This window comes from Thermogemmatispora tikiterensis, assembly GCF_003268475.1.
Classification (GTDB): Bacteria; Chloroflexota; Ktedonobacteria; order Ktedonobacterales; family Ktedonobacteraceae; genus Thermogemmatispora; species Thermogemmatispora tikiterensis.
Genome location: NZ_MCIF01000002.1, coordinates 3,595,765 through 3,613,677 on the forward strand (window position 1 = coordinate 3,595,765; position 17,913 = coordinate 3,613,677).

12 protein-coding genes are annotated in these 17,913 nt (G+C 60.0%); 4 read left to right on the forward strand and 8 right to left on the reverse strand.

Annotated features, from left to right (window positions below; all coding sequences use genetic code 11):
- Positions 1-263: 263 nt before the first annotated feature.
- Positions 264-4,196 carry a tetratricopeptide repeat protein gene (locus tag A4R35_RS14425; protein WP_112430521.1) on the forward strand — a complete coding sequence of 1,311 codons (3,933 nt, stop codon included), beginning with the start codon at positions 264-266 and terminating at the stop codon, positions 4,194-4,196.
- Positions 4,197-4,467: 271 nt separating this feature from the next.
- Here the strand turns inward: A4R35_RS14425 and A4R35_RS14430 are convergent, their stop codons facing one another.
- The 8 genes from A4R35_RS14430 to A4R35_RS14465 all read right to left on the reverse strand — a co-directional run bounded on the left by A4R35_RS14430 (position 4,468) and on the right by A4R35_RS14465 (position 15,104).
- On the reverse strand, positions 4,468-5,622 hold the full coding sequence (locus A4R35_RS14430) for a lipid II:glycine glycyltransferase FemX (RefSeq protein ID WP_112430523.1): 1,155 nt from the start codon (positions 5,620-5,622) through the stop codon (positions 4,468-4,470).
- A gap of 273 nt (positions 5,623-5,895) precedes the next feature.
- Positions 5,896-7,119: a lipid II:glycine glycyltransferase FemX gene (locus A4R35_RS14435; RefSeq protein ID WP_112430525.1), complete on the reverse strand. Its 1,224-nt coding sequence runs from the start codon at positions 7,117-7,119 to the stop codon at positions 5,896-5,898.
- A gap of 26 nt (positions 7,120-7,145) precedes the next feature.
- Positions 7,146-7,730: a GNAT family N-acetyltransferase gene (locus A4R35_RS14440; protein WP_112430527.1), complete on the reverse strand. Its 585-nt coding sequence runs from the start codon at positions 7,728-7,730 to the stop codon at positions 7,146-7,148.
- 375 nt (positions 7,731-8,105) lie between these two features.
- On the reverse strand, positions 8,106-9,470 hold the full coding sequence (locus A4R35_RS14445; protein WP_112430529.1) for a glycoside hydrolase family 3 N-terminal domain-containing protein: 1,365 nt from the start codon (positions 9,468-9,470) through the stop codon (positions 8,106-8,108).
- A gap of 145 nt (positions 9,471-9,615) precedes the next feature.
- Positions 9,616-11,019 carry a glycoside hydrolase family 3 N-terminal domain-containing protein gene (locus A4R35_RS14450; protein WP_112430531.1) on the reverse strand — a complete coding sequence of 468 codons (1,404 nt, stop codon included), beginning with the start codon at positions 11,017-11,019 and terminating at the stop codon, positions 9,616-9,618.
- 65 nt (positions 11,020-11,084) lie between these two features.
- The gene (locus A4R35_RS14455) at positions 11,085-12,602 is read right to left on the reverse strand and encodes a zinc-dependent alcohol dehydrogenase (protein ID WP_112430533.1); all 1,518 of its coding nucleotides are present in this window, start codon (positions 12,600-12,602) and stop codon (positions 11,085-11,087) included.
- Between the two features lie 388 nt (positions 12,603-12,990).
- Complete coding sequence (locus tag A4R35_RS14460) at positions 12,991-14,268, reverse strand: sensor histidine kinase (RefSeq protein ID WP_189361814.1); 1,278 nt, start codon at positions 14,266-14,268, stop codon at positions 12,991-12,993.
- A gap of 77 nt (positions 14,269-14,345) precedes the next feature.
- Positions 14,346-15,104 carry a response regulator transcription factor gene (locus A4R35_RS14465; protein WP_112430537.1) on the reverse strand — a complete coding sequence of 253 codons (759 nt, stop codon included), beginning with the start codon at positions 15,102-15,104 and terminating at the stop codon, positions 14,346-14,348.
- A 566-nt stretch (positions 15,105-15,670) separates the two neighbouring features.
- On the opposite strand from A4R35_RS14465, the gene A4R35_RS14470 reads away from it, so the two are divergent.
- The 3 genes from A4R35_RS14470 (at position 15,671) to pdxS (ending at position 17,753) form a co-directional block, all read left to right on the forward strand.
- A complete protein-coding gene (locus A4R35_RS14470; protein ID WP_112430539.1) occupies positions 15,671-15,997 on the forward strand; it encodes a hypothetical protein in 327 nt (108 codons plus the stop codon).
- Between the two features lie 68 nt (positions 15,998-16,065).
- A complete protein-coding gene (locus A4R35_RS14475; protein ID WP_189361816.1) occupies positions 16,066-16,419 on the forward strand; it encodes a type II toxin-antitoxin system PemK/MazF family toxin in 354 nt (117 codons plus the stop codon).
- Positions 16,420-16,862: 443 nt separating this feature from the next.
- Entirely contained in the window at positions 16,863-17,753 is an 891-nt protein-coding gene (gene pdxS / locus A4R35_RS14480; RefSeq protein WP_112430543.1) for a pyridoxal 5'-phosphate synthase lyase subunit PdxS, read from the forward strand.
- Positions 17,754-17,913 lie beyond the last annotated feature (160 nt).

Consider the following 17,913-nt stretch of genomic DNA (forward strand, 5'->3'; position numbering starts at 1 on the left):
AATTTAAATATATTCTATTATCTTTAACAAGCGAGCAGTGTTATTCGCTCTTTCTATAGCAAGCAACCTGTTTTTGTATGGGAGAGGAGTGGGAGGTGAGCAGTGAGCCGGGCTGGAGGCTGGGAGAGGAGGGCTAAGTACTTTAGTACCAAAAAGAGAGCTTCAATGCAGGATTGTAGTAACCTAGTGACAAAATGAAGGTGAACTTGTTGGCAGGTGCCCATTCTGAGTAGAGAAGAGAGAAGGAAGAAAGCGAAGCCCACATGCCTGGGAACAGACAGGTTTTCGAGACAGCAATGGATGCCGCCGACCGCTACCGTTGGGATAGCAAGTGGACGGAGGCAGCCCGCGAGTATCAGCGGGCGCTGGCAGAGTTCCCAGACGACACAGCGGCGCATGAGGGCCTGGGCTTCTGCTATATGCAGACCAAGCAGTGGCAGCAGGCGCTGGATGAATATGAGTATCTGCTGAAGCGCAAGCCTCATGATATCATTGTCCTAAGCAAAGTCGCCGAGTTGTATGGCTGGTTGAGCAGGCGCGAGGAGGCTTACAATGCCTATCTGCAGCTTGCTGATCTTTACGCCCAGGCTGGCCAGGGAGCACGGGCAGAGGCCGCCTGGCAGAAGGCGCTTCAGTTCTCGCCTGCTAGCCCTGAACCTCACGAGCGGCTCGCAAACTACTACGCAGAGAAGAAAGATCTGTCGTTGATGATACAGGAGCGCCTGGCTGCCGCCAGGGGCTATCTGCTCCGAAATGACCTGGCAGCAGCCCGCGCTCAATGTGAAGAGGTCCTGCGTGTCGATGTCTCCAACGCTGAGGCGCGGTCGCTTCTGGAGCAGATCGCTGGCCTGCCGCAGCGGCCCGCAGGCTCAGCAGGCTCGCTGGCCGGCGAGGCCCTGGCGGGCGCGCCCTCCGGTGAGGATGGATACGCAGGTCAGGAGGCTTCTTTCACTGGTAGCCCGGTCGCCGGCCCTGCCGCACCGGGCAACATAAGCGGAGGTAATACTGGCATCATGGGTAACATGGGTAGCGCGGGCAATTTCGGCGGCATGGGGAACCCGGGGCAGGCTCTCGCCCCTGCAGGCCCCGCTGGCGGAGGAGCAGCTCCGCAGAGACGGATCACGGCAAGCCAGGTTACGGGCATTTTGCGTCAGGCGCAGGCTTTCCAGGCCCAGGGTCGCTACAACGATGCCATCGATCTCTGTGAGCAGATCCTCGAAAGCGGCTTCGATCGTCCCGATGCTCGCTATTTTCTGGGCTGGCTCTATCAGGAGCAGAAGCGTTGGGATGACGCGATTCGCCAGTTCCAGATGCTGCTCAATGACCCTGAATACGCGCTTTCTTGCTACTACGCCCTGGGACAATGCTATCGCGCGCGCGGCGATCTGCGCACGGCCACTGTCCATTTCGATGAGGCTGTCGACCGCGTCAATCTCGATGCCCTGACGATTGAGGAGGCGGATCAGCTGGTCCAGCTCTGTCAGGAGGCGGCAGAGGCCCATCGCTTGCTCGGTGAGCAGGAGCAGGCCCTGACAATCTACAACGCGTTGCTTGGCTTCCTGCGCAGCCGTGGCTGGAGCGACAAAGTCGCTCAGGTGGAGCTGCTCTTGAAGCAGATGCAGAGTGCGCCTCCTTCTCCTCAGCCCAGTACGCCGCCACCTTCCTTGCAACAGCAACAGCTACAGGCTCCTCCAGGACTGCCACCTGAGCAGCCGGCGACCCCTTCCATCCAGGATGCGGCGACCATGATGTTCTCGGTGCCCGGCCCCGGCCCAGCAGCGGCTCCTCAGCCTCCCGCCGCTCCTGTGGCGCCGGCCCCAGCCCCGGCTCCAGCAGCTCCTGCTCCAGCGCCGGCGCCCTCTGCCGCGTCTGCCGCCGGCGAGTTACCTGACTGGCTGACGGGTATTCTCAATGAGCCTGCGCCAGCACAGCCGGCCCCGGCTGCCGCTGCGCCGGCCCCAGCCCCAGCTCCGGCTGCCCCCGCGCCGCAGCCAGCGACTCCGGCAGCTCCGCCCCCGTCGCCTACGGCTCCTAATCCACCGGCCCCGGCTTCATCGGCTTCCTGGCTGACCGATAGCCCAACCCGACAGGTGGAGCTCCAGCCCCCGGCCCCAGCGGCTCCGCCAGCTCCAGCCCCAGCCCCGGCTCCGGCCCCGGACCCGTTCCCTGCTCAGGGCCAGGTGCCTGCACCACCAGCGGCTCCGTCCGTTGCCGCCGCGCCGGCTCCCGCCCCCTTGACGCTGGAGCAGCTCAGCCCGGCTTCTCCGACCCCTCCATCTGCTACCAGGGATAATGTTGAGGAGCTGCTGAGTAAAATCGCCGGTAATACGGCCCGTGACGAGTCGTTACAGCAGGTGGCTGGCGCCGTGCTCGCCAGCACGGCTTCGCTGCCCGAAGGCATCCGTATGCAGGTGGTGCGCTCGATGCAGGACATCCAGCGCTACATCGAGCATGGCTTGCTGAATCCTGCCATCGATGAGTGCTTGAAGGTCATCGAGATTGCTCCCCAGTATCTGGATGTCCACCAGGTACTCTGCGAGATCTATGTGCGCCAGGGCCGCATCGAGCAGGCGATCACGAAGTATGCTATCCTGGTCGATACCTATATCGCCAATGGACGCATCGACGACGCGATCGCTACCTATCGGCGTATCCTGCAGCTGGAGCCGAATAATCTGACCTATCGCATGCGCCTGATCAATCTGCTCTCCTCACACGGAAACAAGGAGGATCTGCTACGTGAGCGGACTCAAGCCGCCGAGGCGTATCTGCGCCTGGGTTACATGGATCGCGCTCTCAGTGAGTTGGAGCAGGCGCTGCAGGAAAGCCCAACAAGCGTGCCTACTCGCTTGAACTACGCTCTGGCTCTTCAAAAGCTCGGTCGCTCTCAGCAGGCCGCCGCTGAGTACCAGCGCGTGCTGCAGGTCGACCCGCGCAATATCGTGGCTCTGGTTCGCTGGCACCTCCTGATGATTACAGGGGCCGCCCCCTCGGGGCGCGCTTCGGCTCTGGAACTGCTGACTCGCATTCGCTGGCAATTGCGCGGTCAGGGCCAGCGCCATTATGAGGTGGTGGCACGCGAATATACGCAGGCCCTCGAATTGCAGCCGGGGAACGCGGATCTCCATTTCTCGCTCGGTCAGATCCATCAGCAGGCCGGCTACTTCGATCGCGCCGTGGCTTCCTATCAGCAGGCAACGCGCGATAGTGCGGTAGAGGTCCTGGCCCGTGTGAGCATGGCCCATTGCTTGCTCTCCCAGGGAAAGCCCGAGGAGGCTATTCAGCAATTGGAGCAGGCCCTGCAGTTGGTGCGCCGCTCACCTGCCGCTATGGACCCGACCATCTGGGCCGCTCGCCCTCGCGAGGATGATGAGGAGCATCAGGCCCCCGAGGTGGAAATCTCCCTCTTGCTGGCCAAGGCCTACCGCCGCGCTGGCAAAGAGGAGCAGATGCAGGCGGTGCTCCGCCGCATTAAGCAGATGACCACCTATCAGGATGAGGTGGCCTCAGCTCTGGCCGAGATCTCGGCCCGTCAGGGCGATATCGATAGCGCCCTCCAGGAGTACGCTGAGCTGGCTCGCTACTATCTCAGTAAACGCCAGGGCGATAACGCTCTCAATGTGCTCAATGAGATGGTGCGCCTGGCTCCCCAGGACCCTCGCGCCCATGCCGAGCTGGCTGACATCTATATTAATCGCGGCCAGCTTGAGGAGGGCATTGCCGAGCTGCGCCTGCTGGCCGATATCTATGAACGCCGTAATCAGCGCGGTGAAGCCTCTGAAGCTATGCGCCGCATCGCCGATATCTACGCCGAAATGGGCAATAATGAGGAGGCTCTGACCTGCTATCGCCGCGCTGTGGACCTCGCTCCTAACGATATGAGCCTCTTGCGCGAGGTCGTGGCTTTCTGCTGGCGCATCGGTCGCACACGCGAGGCTACCGAGTATCAGACGGTGGTGGCTCGCTACTACTTCGAGACCCATCAGGTCAAGGAGGCTGTGGCTGCTCTGCAGCAGTTGATTGCCATCGATCGCCATAACTACGAAGCCTACGATATGCTCGGGCAGACCTATCAGTCAGTCGGGGAGTACGAGCAGGCGAGCCGCGTGTATAAGAACCTGGCACGCGTGAAGCCCGATAGCACCATCGCCCGCGAGCGCCTGGCCGCTTTGCAGGCGCTGCGCTCTGGTCAGTAGCCTGAGCCAGGCTTTCTGGCACAGCTCAGATCACTCGTGCTGGGATAAGGGGGAGACTTATCCTGACTCGCTCCGCTCGGAGCGTGGGGGAGATCAAGACAAGACACCAGAGCTGACCTCTCCTCTGCTACAGGAGAGAGACAGGCAGCTCGCTCTGATGAGCTAAAGCAGCACTCAAGAAAATGGGGATCGGCAGGACCGTAGGGCCGATCCCCTCTTTTTTGGCTTTTGCTGGGCCAGATCTCAAAAGACCCGCTGAGCAACGCGCTCTCTAGCCCTGCTGAGAGGCACCAGGCAGAGCCGCCTCGGCCTGGTGAGCATCAGCTGATCGCTGCGCCTGGGCTGTCCGTTCCCCGCCTATTGCTGGCTGGGCCTGGGGCTGACGCTGCAAGCGGCTCCGCTGCTGCTGATCACGCCAGCGCTTCAGATCCAGCAGACGACGATAAGCCTGATAGACGAGGGGCTTGTAGGCCAGGTCATGGGTCTCCAGGAAGCGCAGAGGATAGCCGCCGAAGCCTTGCTTGAAGATGTAGACCCCCCATAGCTCTTGCCCTTCCTCGAGAACATCAGGAATGCCACGGAAGTTGTAATACCAGCAACCATGCTCTTTGGCCCAGCGGATGGCTGTCCATTGGAGCAGGTGATTGGGCATGCGATTGCGGTGTTCGTTTGAGGAAGCTCCGTACATGTACCAGCTCCAGCGGCCAAAGCGCAAGGCGAGTAGACCAGCGATCGCTTGCCCTTCATATTCGGCCAGGAAGAGTGCAGCGCGGTCGCCTTCGCTGTAGAGGCGCATGACGTCCTCGTAGTGAGCCTTCTCATGGATGAAGAAGTGATCACGCTCACTGGTGATGCGGTAGAGGCGGTAAAAGGTATCCAGGTCTGCAGGCCCTTCACCCCTGCGTACACTGACTCCCTTGCGGGCGGCCAGGCGAATGTTATAGCGCCACTTCTCTTTCATGTTGGCCAGCAAGGTCTGCTCGTCGGGACGGATGTCCAGCACCCACTCGTGGCGGATGTGCATGGCGTAGGGCGTGCGGCGGAAGCCGTGCCTGCGCAAGGCGGCCAGCCAGCTCTCATCACCATCGGGCACACTCGGCTCTACCTTGAGCATGAAGGCGCCGCGCCGCCGGGCCTCCTGGCGCACAAAATCCAGTAGCTGGCCCAGGGCCGGTGAGCTGGGATCGTCAATGACTGGCCCGCGCGGAGCGTAAAAATAGGTTCCCAGCACCGGCAGGCGCGAGACAAGGACGAGCATGGCAGCGCAGAGCTGTCCCCGATCGTCGACAACTCCGGTATACAGAGCTTCGGCTCCAAGATGAGGGGCCAGCTGCCCCCACTCATAGGACTGGGTGATATTACAGCAAACCGAGGCAGCTACAAAGTCGTTCCACTGCTGCCGGTCGCTAATAAGGCGCGCTTCCATAAATTTTCCCTCAGAGATGGACAGGTGCAACCAACGTTCATAATCTCTCGCTTTATCAGTGCATCAGTGCAATAGATGGCAGATCAACGCTCACAGGAGAGACAGTTTCCCACCCCTGGCTCAGGACGATGACCGGCGCCTGAGCCTGACCTCTTCCGCATTTGCCTGGGCCAGCCAGCCGCCTGCTAAAGCAGAAGCGCCGGCTCCCCCCTTCTCCCCGTTATCGCTGTTTACGCAAGGCTGGTGGCGAACACGCCTGAGCGAGGAGGGCGCTCACTGGCTGGCACCGGAAGACGAGGCTGGCTCTGCTGGTCGGGCGCCTTTCTCCTTTTGACTGTCGCCCTGCGCCGAGGCCTCAGATCGATCGGTTTGACCGGCTGAGCCAGGCTTGCCTCCCTGCCTGCCACGCGCCGCCCGCTCTAGCTCGACCCGCCGCCGCTCGGCTCGCCTGCGCTCGCGCCGAATCTCTACCAGCTTGCTCCAGAGGCGATACATCAGGGGGCGATAGACATAGTCCTGCGTTGGCATGTTGAGGCGCGAATAGCCGCCAAAGCCTTGCTTATATTCGTAGACGCCCCACATCTCTTCGCCAGGCTCCAGCACCTCGGGAATAGCACGAAAATCGAAGTGCGTGCAGCCCTGCTCTTTAGCCCACTGGATACAGCGATACTGCAGCAGATAAGCGGCCTTCAGGTTGCGCTTATGGTTGGCGGTGGCCCCAAACATGTCCCAACACCAATTTCCGAAGCGGATCAGCATCTTGGCGGCCAGGGCCTCGCCTTCGTGTTCGGCCAGGAAGAGCACAGCATCACCGTGCGTGGCGAACTGGCGCAGGATCTCGCGATGATAGTCTTTGCTGTGGATGAAAAAAGCGTCGCGCTCGCTGGTGATCTTCAGCAGGGCATAATAGGCGTCGAAATCGGCATCGCTGCTGGCTTCTCGCACGGTGACACCCTTGCGCCCGGCCACGCGCACGTTCTGCCGCCAGGTCATCTTGAAGTTGGCAAAGAGGGTTTCTAGAGGAGGCCGGATATCCAGCACCCAGCTGCGCCGTGGGTGGATAGCATAGGGGTAAGTACGAAAGCCGAGCGCGCGGTAAGCATTCTGCCATTGCTCTAGACGCGGGTCATCATCGGCGATGTTGGGTTCGAGGCGCAGCACCACGCTGCCTTCGCGGCGGGCGATAGCGTGGGCCTCAGCGATCAGCGCGGGCAGGGCTGGCGAGTCCGGCGCCTCGACCGTGGGACCACGGGAGCTGTAGAGCCAGTTGAGCTGCAGACCGGGCAGGCGAACGGGCAGCGGCACCGGAGCAACCGAGACCATCATGGCGCCGATCAGCTGGCCTCCTTCCAGTGCGCCCAACCGGTAAATGCGTCCACCAAGATACTTCGTTAGCTCACCCCACTCATATGACTGGAGCAGATGTCCACCTGGCTGGGAGGTCAGAAAGGCGTTCCACTGCTCGCGATCTGTGATTTCCTGCACAACAACTGTCATGACAAACGCCTGTCCTCTAACAAACTTCAGCTTCCCTTATTGTCCTGATGTAGGTTTTCAAGATATTCGCTTCTCAGCAAACTGTAGACGCGAACATCATGGTACTTGCCGAAGCGCAGAATCGCCTGACGCAGGGTCCCCTCGTATTTAAAGCCAGCCTTCTCATCCGCCCGCCAGCCGCCGATATTCTCTTCCATGTCCTGCGTCTGAATACGATTCAGGTTCAACTCCATGAAACCATAGCGGATCATCAGTTTGGTGGCCTCGGTACCGTAGCCCTGGCCCCAGACCGCGCGATCGCCAATGATAATATAGAATTCTGCTGTCTGGTTAATATAGTTAATATCCTTTAAACCAACGAGACCGATCAGGCGATTGTTGCTTTTAAGCGCTACTCCAAAGATAATGTGTTTACCATCCCTGTACAGTTGTTCCAGACGTTCCTTAGCACGAGAGTCGCTTGTCGGATAGATCGAAAAATAGCGGCGAATCTCCTCATCGTTGAGCCAGGTCGCGTAGAGATGATTGTCCTGAGTGGGTTCCAGCGGGCGCAAATAGACGCGCTCGCCGACGAGAAACGGATTCTGGAGCTGGGCAGTCTCTTCAGCCATCGTCTTCTCACTCCTGGGATAGAATGGTGCGCGCCACGCCTGCTGTTGAGCGCGCTAACGCTCCGGGGAGATGTGGCGTGGCGGGCAGGAGAAACGTGCTAGACCTGTTCTTCGCTGAGCTGAGTATCCTGACACAATCGGCTAGTGCCAGTCCAGTATAGCATAGTCCCCCAAGGCCGACAACGCACGGGGCCAGTCTCTAGGACCAGAGGGGTGCGCGTGCGCTGGCGCTCAGCTTCTTGCCTCTTTGTCTGCCTCTCTCTCTGCCTCTTGGCCTGCCGCTCCAGCTGGCAGAGAAGAAGGCACTGCACTGATCGACCGTTGCCCGCAGTGCCCGGTCCTCTCGGCTGGCTGGTTGACTCGCCTGCCCTGACTCTAAACGAAGCGGGGGATGGGCCAGAGATGGTAGTGGATCTTCAAAGCGATGATGCGCGTGACCGAAGCATCGATAGCGCTCTGCGAGAGCTGTCCGCTGGCCAGGGCCTGCTTGATAGCGGCCACAGCGTTGCGCAGATCGTAAGAGCTGCGCACCCCCAGGATCATATCGTTGCCCGCCGCCAGAGCTAAGACCACGGCCTCTGGCAGGTTCCATTTCTTGGCGATACCCTCCATATAGAGTGCGTCGGTGATCACTACACCGTCGTAACCCAGCTCCTGGCGCAGAATGCCCGTCACAATAGTCGGAGACAGCTCCGCCGGCCAGACAGGGTCAAGAGCCGGCATCAGCAGGTCGGTTGTCATGATCATGCCTGGGTGGTCTAGCGGCTGGGGGGACTGGATGAAGTGTTTGAAAGGCACCAGCTCAGTGCTGTAGATCTGCTCACGGCTGCGCCTGATCACCGGGAGATCGGCGTGGGCATCAGTTTGAGCGGCGCCCAGGCCCGGAAAATGTTTGAGACAGGCAATGACCCCATCGCCCTGGACAGCGCGCAGGTAGGCCCCGCCGTAGTCGATTACTGACTGCGGCGTATAGCCCCACGTGCGTAGATACTGATCGGGACCATTGACCACCGGCACATCGACATCGGGGGCCAGGTCGGTGTTCAACCCCAGCGCCTTCAAATCATGAGCGATCCCGTGACCAAGCGCGGCGGCATTGCTGACTTTGCCCGTCTGATAGACTTCCAGGGCCCCGGGCCGATGGCCGTAGATATTGTTGATCCGCTCGACAAAGCCGCCCTCCTCATCCGCAGAAATGAAGAGCGGCATCCAGGCCTGTGCCTGCATGTGCTGGATATCGGCCCGTGTCTGCTGGAAGGTACGCATCTGGGCCGCGTACATAATCACGCCACCCGCATAGAGATCGTGAATCATCGTCTCCAGGTCCGCCGAGTAGGTTATGCCATAATACTGAACCATGAAGAGCTGGCCGAGCTTTTGGTCGAGAGTCATGTGGGCCAGGTAGAGACGGGCCAGGGCTTGCTCGTTCATGGCGGCCTCGCGATGACGCAGAGCCTCAACCTGGGCGGGGGTCAACGGATTGCTAATAAAAGGGCCGGCCAGAAGCGTCTCCTGGAGCTGGCTCATCTGCCGCGGCTGCCACGGTGTATCGCCCTTACCCAACAGGACCGTCGCCAGAAGCAGGAGCGTGCCGCCCCTGACCAGCAAGAAACGCAGGGTGGAGAGCGAGCGCCGACGGCGACGAGGCCGCTGCCGAACAGGCGTAGCAGCGCTGGCCCCTGCTTCTGGGTGCTCTTGCGGGCGAGGGACCACCATCGGAGGGTTGCTGTCAGTGAACATTGCCAGGAGACTCCTGCATTCAGCTTAGCATTTTCTCTTATTCTACTCTAGAGAAGTAAGACAAGTGATATAATCCACAGATATCAATCAGCGTACTAAGAGAGCAAATGAAAGAGAGAGAAGAAACACATTACTCAGGCAGCTCCTAGGCTGAAGGAGGAACCGCGGGCATCAGATGATACTGCATCTTCAGGGCCAGAATGCGCGTCACTGCCTCGTTGACCCGCAGGATCGAGAGCCGTCCATCCTGGAGCGCCGCCTTGAGGCCGTTAATCATCGCCAGCGTTTGATCGCTGCCGGTAGGGCCGAGGAGCATATCGTTACCGGCATTCAGGGCCAGCACGGCGGCCTCTGACATGTCCCATTGCTGGGCGATGCCCTGCATATAGAGGGCGTCGGTAATCACCACGCCATCGTAGCCGAACTCCTGGCGCAGAATCTGGGTCATGAAGCGGTACGACAGCTCTCCGGGCCAATGCGGATCGATCGCGGGCATCAGCACATCGGTAGACATAATCATGCCCGGGCGCATATACGGATTAGAGGCGTTTACAAAGTACTTATAAGGGGCCAGCTCGGTCGAGTAAATCTGGCTGACGCTACGGTTATCGGAGGGGAGGGTCTTATGCGCGTCCTCCGTGGTATCGCCCAGGCCGCCGGGGTAGTGTTTGATGCAGGCGATCAGACCGTCCTGCTGCATAGCGGCCATAAAAGGGCCGGCGTACTTAATCACATCCTGGGCGGTCGTACCGAATGTTCGTGTCACCGTGTCATAGCCTGGTACTAGCATCACATCGACATCGGGGGCCAGGTCGACGTTGATGCCCAGCGCCAGAAGATCGTGGGCCATCTTGTGGCCCTGTTGAGCTGCATAAGCCACGCTACCCGACTGGTAGATATCCCAGGCCGATGGGCGCGAACCGTAGATATGAGAGAGGCGGTGAACGTAGGGGCCACCTTCTTCGTCAGTGGAGATCAACAGAGGAATTTTGGCATGCTGCTGCATCAGGGCAATATCGTGCTTGGTCTGGGCAAAGCTCTGCATCTGAAACTCATAGAGAATGACGCCCCCTGCGTGCAAATTTGTAATCATATTGTCCAGGTCGGGTGAGTAGTAATCGTCGGCGTACTCCACCATAATCAGCTGGCCCAGCTTCTCATCCAGCGACATCCGCGCCACGTAGAGACTCGCGAGCTGCTTGTAGGACATATGGTCGCTCAGATGACGTAAGGCGTTAATCTGAGCCGGGCTATAGGGGGCAGCGATGAACGGGCCAGAGGGATTGCTGGCAAAGGGATCAGCTATCACCGAGGAAGGGAGCGGTCCGGGGAAGAGATAGGCCGCGTTAAAGTAGGCGAAAAGCGCTCCCCCAGCGGTGATGAAGGCCAGCACAAGCATGCCAATTCCGAGAAAGAGCCGTAGACGACTGGCGCGCCGCTGGCGTCGGGAGGGTACCTTCCCCGATGTCTCTCTCTTCCCGGGTAGCGCAACTGGGGTGTCTGCTAAAAAGGTAGCACTTTTGACAGACTTTTTCGAGAACAGAGACATAAAGACTCCTAATAGGAACCATGCTGTGTATCTATTATAAAAACGTTATCAACAAATGTTTAAAATCAGGCATCGTCAGCGCGTTCTGTGCAGGGGCCTGGGGTTGGTTCCTCCTCCTCTCTCTCTAGTTCTAACGCGCGGGAAGAACGATTTGTTACATCATGGGAGGGGGCAGAGGCGCGGCGTGAGGTCGGGGGCGGAGCGAAGGTCTCGGTCTCACTTTCGATATCCGTATGGGCCTGTGGGCCGGTTGTTGCCGTGATCGAGGCGGCGTGAGGCAGATGCAGCGGTGCCGGGGCGGTCTGCCGGGGGCGCATGCGGGAAGCGCGCACATTAGGCACCACCAGAGCCGGTTGCAGCGCGTAGTCAAAGATCACCTTAATTGCACGCGTCTGGGCTCGCCGCATGGCTGTGCTCAGAGCGTGGCGATAGTCAGTCAGGGCGAAGCGGTGAGTAATCAACTGCTCGGGGGCCAGCAATCCCTGAGCGATCAACTCACAGGCGACAGCAAAAGTTGAGTGGCGGCCTGGCTGTTCTGGCGGCCAATACTCCTGGCCGTGCGTCAGCGAGCCGAGCAGATTCACCTCGCGCGACCACACGGGGGTCAAGTCCAGGTGCAAGCGGTGAAGGCTGCGACCAACCAGGACCACGGTGCCGCCGGCGCGTGTCCAGCGCAGTGCATCTTGAATGGTCTGACTCTGACCCACAGTATCATAGATCACATCGTAGCCGCCCATCACGATCGGCTGGCCGAGAGGCCCACTAACCAGCTCGGCGCCCGTGACGCGCGCCACCTCGCGATAGCGGTCCTGGGGGTAGATAATATGGGTCGCACCCAGGCGGGTGGCTCGCTCCACCTGGAAAGCGTGGCGAGCCATCACTCCCACTACTGCCTGTGGTACCAAAGCCCGCACCACCTGGAGCGTCAACAAACCAATCGTGCCTGCCCCAATAATGAGCACCCGCTCGTCTGGTTGCGGAGGGCAGCGCAGTACCGCATGCAGGGCCACCGCTGTTGGCTCCAACATCACCGCCTGTTCGTCGCTTAGCAATGGCTCCCCCGGTTTCTCAGGCGACTCAGGTAGCTGGAAAAGCTGCCGCTCATGAACTAGCATCTCCTCACACCAACCCGAGCCGATCTGGGCGGGTCCGGGCTGATAGGCCCGCTCGCAGAGGTTATAGTCACCGGCAGCGCAGGCCCGGCAAGGCGGCTGGACACCCAACGTCAGGCAGTGAGGGGCGTACTGCAGCACTACCGTGTCGCCCACCTGCAAGGTCTGAACCGCATCGCCCACCTCGATCACCTCGCCCACCACCTCATGGCCCGGGTACAACTGCTGGCCGGCCAGAGCTGCCGCCACCCGCGGATCAACATCAGCAGCAACCAAAGCCAGATCACTGCCGCAGATCCCTGCCAGTCGGTTGCGCACGCGCACCCAGTCGGGGGCTGGCAAAGGGCGCCGGGGCAGGTTTTGGACCTGCAGCGGAGCAAACGATGAAAAATACGCTCCCCGCCAGAAGTGCCCTAGCAGCGAAGTCACAATCGCCCGTTTGGGGTCAAGATCCAGGGTTGACATCCACATAGCGGTAGCCCTCCACCGCGCATGCTCAGCTCACATGGCTGCTCCTACAGACAGGAGAGAGCGCCTCTTCTTGCTCACCGGTTGCCTGGCTGCTTCTGTGCACTCCAATGGGTGGCAGTTGCCGTCATAAGCAGCGTTGCAGCGATCGAAGGCAGTGTACCATGTGCACAATGCGCGGTCAATGCTCATAAGACCGTCCGCCTGACCAGAGTCAACCGGCTCATGGATGAGGCAATGTGTGAGGTCCAGAGCGGCCTGTAAAGGAGCTACTGCTGCCGATCAAAGAGGCGTCGGAGACCAACAAGAGGACGGGGATCGGGTGGAGAGCAGGGCAGATCCGGGAGGAGCCCGAGCCGGAATGCGGCCGGGGCTGAGAGTGGCGGTGGTGCTAGGACTCCGTTCCAGACGCCGGAGGCAGAGGTCGCGTCGGCGAACCGGAGAGGCAGGGCAAAGTCAGAGAGAATACCGACCCTTTATCCGGCTCGCTATGCACGCTCACCTCTCCCTGATGAGCGCGAGCAATTGCCCGGGCAATCGCCAGGCCCAGGCCAGCCCCGGGGATCGCGCTGCCATCTGCGCGGCTTGGCGGAATATGGCGACCGCGATAAAAACGTTCAAAAATATAAGGCAGATCCTCGGGAGCGATACCTGGCCCATTGTCAATCACCTGGATCTCACCGAGATCGGCGTGGCGATCAAGGCGGACAATCACCTGGCCCTCGGGAAAGGGCCGTCCGTACTTCACGGCGTTGTCCAGCAGGGCGGCCAGCGCCTGCTTCAGGCGGTCCATATCGCCGTGAACAACCAGCCGCTCCTGGGTGGCCAGCTCCAATTGAATACGTGGACCCTGCTCGCCAGAGAAGAGGCGGGCCTGCTCAACGCTCTCCACCGCCAGCTCCACCAGATCCACCGTGCGCACCTGGAGTGGACGCCCCTCCTCCAAGCGAACCAGCGTCAACATATCGTTGATCAGGCGTGTCATGCGCTCGGACTCGTTCTTAATCAGACGCAGAACACGCTGAAGTAGCTCGGGGTTCTCTACCGGTCCGCGTAGCAGCACCTCCGAGAGGCCGCGGATCGATGTGAGAGGAGTACGCAGCTCATGAGAGGCGCTGCTGAGGAGACGCTGGACGCGGGCCTCGCTCTCGTGCTGATGGGTCGTAGCCAGCTCCACCTGTCCCGCGAGCGCGTTGAGGCTCTGGCCCAGGCGAGTCAGCTCGTCGGGGGCTGGGGGAGAAGCTGAAGGGGGCAGCAGTGCGCGCTGGCTGAAGTCCCCCCTGGCCAGTGCCTGAGCGACCTGAGCCAGCTCCTGCAAGGGACGCAGCTGCAGTGCCGTTGTCAGTACGCTCAAGCTTCCAAGCAACAGTACCAGTAGCCCATAAGCGCCCACGAAGGCGAGCGGCGTATTCAGAGACCTCACGTGAGTCAGCAGGAAGATTAGCAGAGCCATCAGCGCCAGGCCCAGGGCCAGAATCGCGAGCTGCAAGAGAGCCAGGCGCAGACTCAGACGGTCTAGCGGCAGACGCACAGAAGCAGCCACCAGCGGACCGGCGGTCAGGGGACGCCGCCGAAGAGCAGCCAGTGCCGTGGCCTCAGCCTGACCAGTCGTGTGGCCGCTGCCCTGCCCTTCCCGACCCATGGTTCCATCCGCTAATGACTCATTCATCTTCTCGTCATCTGTGGACCCATCGGGAGCTCCTTCCGTGCGTATCCTCACCGTTCCTCGCTCGGCTGGCATAACAGCTATCCCTGGCCTTTCAGAATATAGCCGACTCCGCGCACCGTCTGGATCAGGCGGGGAGAACTGGGAGTATCTTCAATCTTCTCGCGCAGGTAGCGCACATACACCTCGATAATATTCGTCTCCCCAAGAAAATCGTATCCCCAGACGCGGTTGAGGATCGTCTGACGATCCAGCACCTGGCGCGGATGGGTCATAAACAGGTGTAACAGATTATACTCTGTGGCGGTCAGCTCGATAGGACGGTTGCCGCGACGGACCTCGCGCGTGGCCGTATTCATCCAGAGGTCCTCGAACTGCAGAATGTGCGCAGAGTCAGGAGAGCCAGCCCGCTCGCCGTGTCCGCTGCGACGCAAGCGGCGCAAGATAGCGCGTATACGTGCGACCAGCTCCTCGAAGCTGAAGGGCTTTGTCAGGTAGTCATCGGCGCCGCTATCGAGACCGAGCACTCGATCGCGCACATCATCTCTGGCCGTCAGCATCAAGATTGGCACATCGCTTGTCACCGGATTCTCGCGCAAGCGACGGCAGACCTCCAGACCATCCATATCCGGCAGCATCAGGTCCAGAATCACAATGTCGGGATCACAGCGCTGTGCCGCCGTCACTCCCTGCTCGCCGTCGGGGGCCGACACCACCTCGAAGCCCTCGTAGTGGAGACCTAGCTTGATAAACTCGATAATCGACTGCTCATCGTCGATCACCAGCGCCTTAAGGGGCCGTTTCTCCTGATCGGTGCCTTCGTGAACCGCTTGCGGCATGGCTTGCATCCTTCGGTGTGGGATTCAATTTTCATTATAGTTACCACGCAGCAGCAGTGCAAGGCGTGAGCCGGCAAGGGTCGCTCAGCAGGATAGGCAGAGCGCACTTTATCCTGATAGGCTGCCTCCCTGCTAACTGTTGTCTTAGCGGACCTCGGCCTGGGTGGCCAGAGCGGTAACTGGCTGTGTCGTATGGATGACCGGAAGTCCTGGTCTTGACCTCCAGGGCCGCAGCCGTCTCGCCTCCCAGCGCCCCGGCCAGCCATTCGTCGGCGAAAGAGCTTCTGGTGTGCTCAGGGCTGGCTGGCTCAATCAAACTCAGCAGCTTTGGTGGCTACCGTAGTTTTTCCACCTATCCCTCCCACGAGAAAGGCGATAGAAGAGTTTCAGTAAAAGAACGGAAGTGTCTTGCGTTTTGGCAAAGTGTTTCTCATTGTCTTATCCTGGTTAGTGGTAGCGGTCTTAAAAAACTCTTAAGAGCGCTGCACATTGATTGACAAGTGAGAGGGGACTCATTACAATGGTATTGATAGAGACGGCTCACGTAATCAGCAGGAGGCAGATTCATGGCAGTTGTGCATCCCGACTTCTATCGTCATGAGCACCTCGTTCGTAAGTCAATTCAAATTCCGTTGACACAGCACCAGGAGCTGAAGGCGCTGGCGATGGAACTGGACTCCTCCCTCGGGGATGTTGTGGAGACAATTATGGAACTCATGCGCCGGGATAACTACCAGCAACTGCGTCAGGCGATCCTCCAGAAACGCGAACAGGCTCTTTCCTCCTTGACTCACTCCCTCGATGAGGCGTATGCTTATCTAGGATCTCTCCCTGAAACTCTCGAAGATGCCCGATTTTATTTTGAGGCCGGGCGTGAAGGTATCGTTGCATGAGTAATGAGGCCAGGCAAACATCGCCCAGCCCCAGCCATAGCGAGGATTCTGCCAATCGAATACGCGAAATGCCTAGTCCCAGGCGCGGCGAGATCTGGGATGTTAACTGGTCTCCCGGGCGCGGCGCGGAGCAGCAGGGTATCCGCCCTGCCTTGATCATCCAGAATGATCGAGGTAACGCTTCCTCCACTTATCCCTTGACGATTGTTGCCTCGATGAGCCGTACAGAGCGTGAACTGCCCCTGCACGTGCGCATCGCGCCAACGCCGGAAAACGGATTGACCGACTTCACTGATGTAAAGTGTGAGCAGATCATGACCATCGAGAAGTCGCGCCTGATCCGTAAACGCGGGAGCATTACCAAGGAGGAACTCGCGCGCGTCGATATGGCGCTCAAAATCAGCCTTGATCTGCTCTCCTGATCACCGGGAAGGAGGGTAGCTCTGGCAGAAGAGAGGAGGCCCAGCGGGAGCAGCCCGGCGTGGGTCGATCTGCTCTTTCCCTCCTGTGGGCACTGGTGGCGTCCCTGCTGGAGATTACTCGTCTGTGTTATGCCTGGCCGCTTGCCTGAAAGGCGCATCGCCCATCGCCATCTGATAACCGCCTGCGGCCCAGATTCAGGTCGCTCTCTGCGGCCAGGCGGTCGGTGAATTGGCGCAGGGAGCAGCGACTGCTGCGGCTCTCAAGCAACCTTCAAGCAAGATTGAGATAGCGTAGCGATGGAGACCGTGCCTTTTCCTCTCGTCGATCCGCTCCTCTTCCCACTGGCTGACCTCCTTTGCTTGAATTGGCTGGTGTGAGCCAACCGCCAATGTGCTACAATGGAGACCAGATGTTCAGACAAGACCGCAGGAGATGATCAGCTATGGAGCAGAGAACGGTCGGAACGGTTGATGTGAAGCGCAGCTTCCCTGAGATGCTCAAAGGCGGCGTCATTTGTGATGTTGTCAATCCCGAGCAGGCCAAGATCGCGGAGGAGGCCGGGGCCGTCGCGGTCATGGCCCTGGAGCGGGTTCCTGCCGATATTCGTGCTCAAGGCGGCGTTGCCCGCATGACCGACCCCGAATTGATCATTCGTATCAAAGAAGCTGTGACCATTCCCGTCATGGCCAAGTGCCGCATTGGCCACTTCGTCGAGGCGGAGATCCTCCAGGCCATTGGCGTTGACTGCATTGATGAATCGGAAGTGCTCACGCCTGCCGACGAGCAGTTCCATGTCAATAAGCATTTGTTCTCGGTGCCCTTCGTCTGCGGCGCGCGTGACCTGGGCGAGGCCCTGCGTCGGATCGGAGAGGGAGCAGCCATGATCCGCACCAAGGGTGAGGCCGGCACCGGTAATGTAGTGGAGGCGGTGCGTCATATGCGCGCCATCCAGGATGGCATCCGCCGCCTGCAGATGCTTCCCGAGGAAGAGCTGATGACCGAGGCCAAGCGCCTGGGCGCCCCCTATGAGCTGGTCTGTCAGGTCGCTCGCACCGGCAAACTGCCCGTAGTGAACTTCTCGGCGGGCGGCATTGCTACCCCGGCAGACGCTGCGCTCATGATGCGTCTGGGCGCAGAAGGCATTTTTGTCGGCTCTGGTATCTTCAAATCCGGCAATCCACTCAAGCGAGCCCGCGCCATTGTGCGCGCAACCACCCATTTCGATAACCCCCAGATCCTGGCTGAGGTCTCGCGCGACCTGGGCGAGCCAATGGTGGGTATCAATCTCGATACCTTGCCTGAGCAGGAGCTGATGGCCCGCCGCGGCTGGTAGCTGTTGAAGAGAGAGCTACCTGGGCCTGGATTGTCTCGCCCGCTCCGCCGGCTCTTCGCCTCACCTGCAGCAGACCGAGGCGGGTCGGCGGAGCCTCTTTTTGCGGCGGGATGAAAAGCGACGGTCGTAGGTGTTCTCTCTCATCAGAGAGTGTCTGCAG

Coding starts and splice junctions, on each gene's coding strand:
- A4R35_RS14430 (WP_112430523.1), bottom strand. CDS start 5,622: ATGGAAGCGCGCCTTATTAGCGACCGGCAGCAGTGGAACGACTTTGTA.
- A4R35_RS14450 (WP_112430531.1), bottom strand. CDS start 11,019: ATGTCTCTGTTCTCGAAAAAGTCTGTCAAAAGTGCTACCTTTTTAGCA.
- A4R35_RS14460 (WP_189361814.1), bottom strand. CDS start 14,268: ATGAATGAGTCATTAGCGGATGGAACCATGGGTCGGGAAGGGCAGGGC.
- A4R35_RS14475 (WP_189361816.1), top strand. CDS start 16,066: ATGCCTAGTCCCAGGCGCGGCGAGATCTGGGATGTTAACTGGTCTCCC.
- A4R35_RS14440 (WP_112430527.1), bottom strand. CDS start 7,730: ATGGCTGAAGAGACTGCCCAGCTCCAGAATCCGTTTCTCGTCGGCGAG.
- A4R35_RS14435 (WP_112430525.1), bottom strand. CDS start 7,119: ATGACAGTTGTTGTGCAGGAAATCACAGATCGCGAGCAGTGGAACGCC.
- A4R35_RS14470 (WP_112430539.1), top strand. CDS start 15,671: ATGGCAGTTGTGCATCCCGACTTCTATCGTCATGAGCACCTCGTTCGT.
- A4R35_RS14445 (WP_112430529.1), bottom strand. CDS start 9,470: ATGTTCACTGACAGCAACCCTCCGATGGTGGTCCCTCGCCCGCAAGAG.
- A4R35_RS14425 (WP_112430521.1), top strand. CDS start 264: ATGCCTGGGAACAGACAGGTTTTCGAGACAGCAATGGATGCCGCCGAC.
- A4R35_RS14455 (WP_112430533.1), bottom strand. CDS start 12,602: ATGTGGATGTCAACCCTGGATCTTGACCCCAAACGGGCGATTGTGACT.
- A4R35_RS14465 (WP_112430537.1), bottom strand. CDS start 15,104: ATGCCGCAAGCGGTTCACGAAGGCACCGATCAGGAGAAACGGCCCCTT.
- pdxS (WP_112430543.1), top strand. CDS start 16,863: ATGGAGCAGAGAACGGTCGGAACGGTTGATGTGAAGCGCAGCTTCCCT.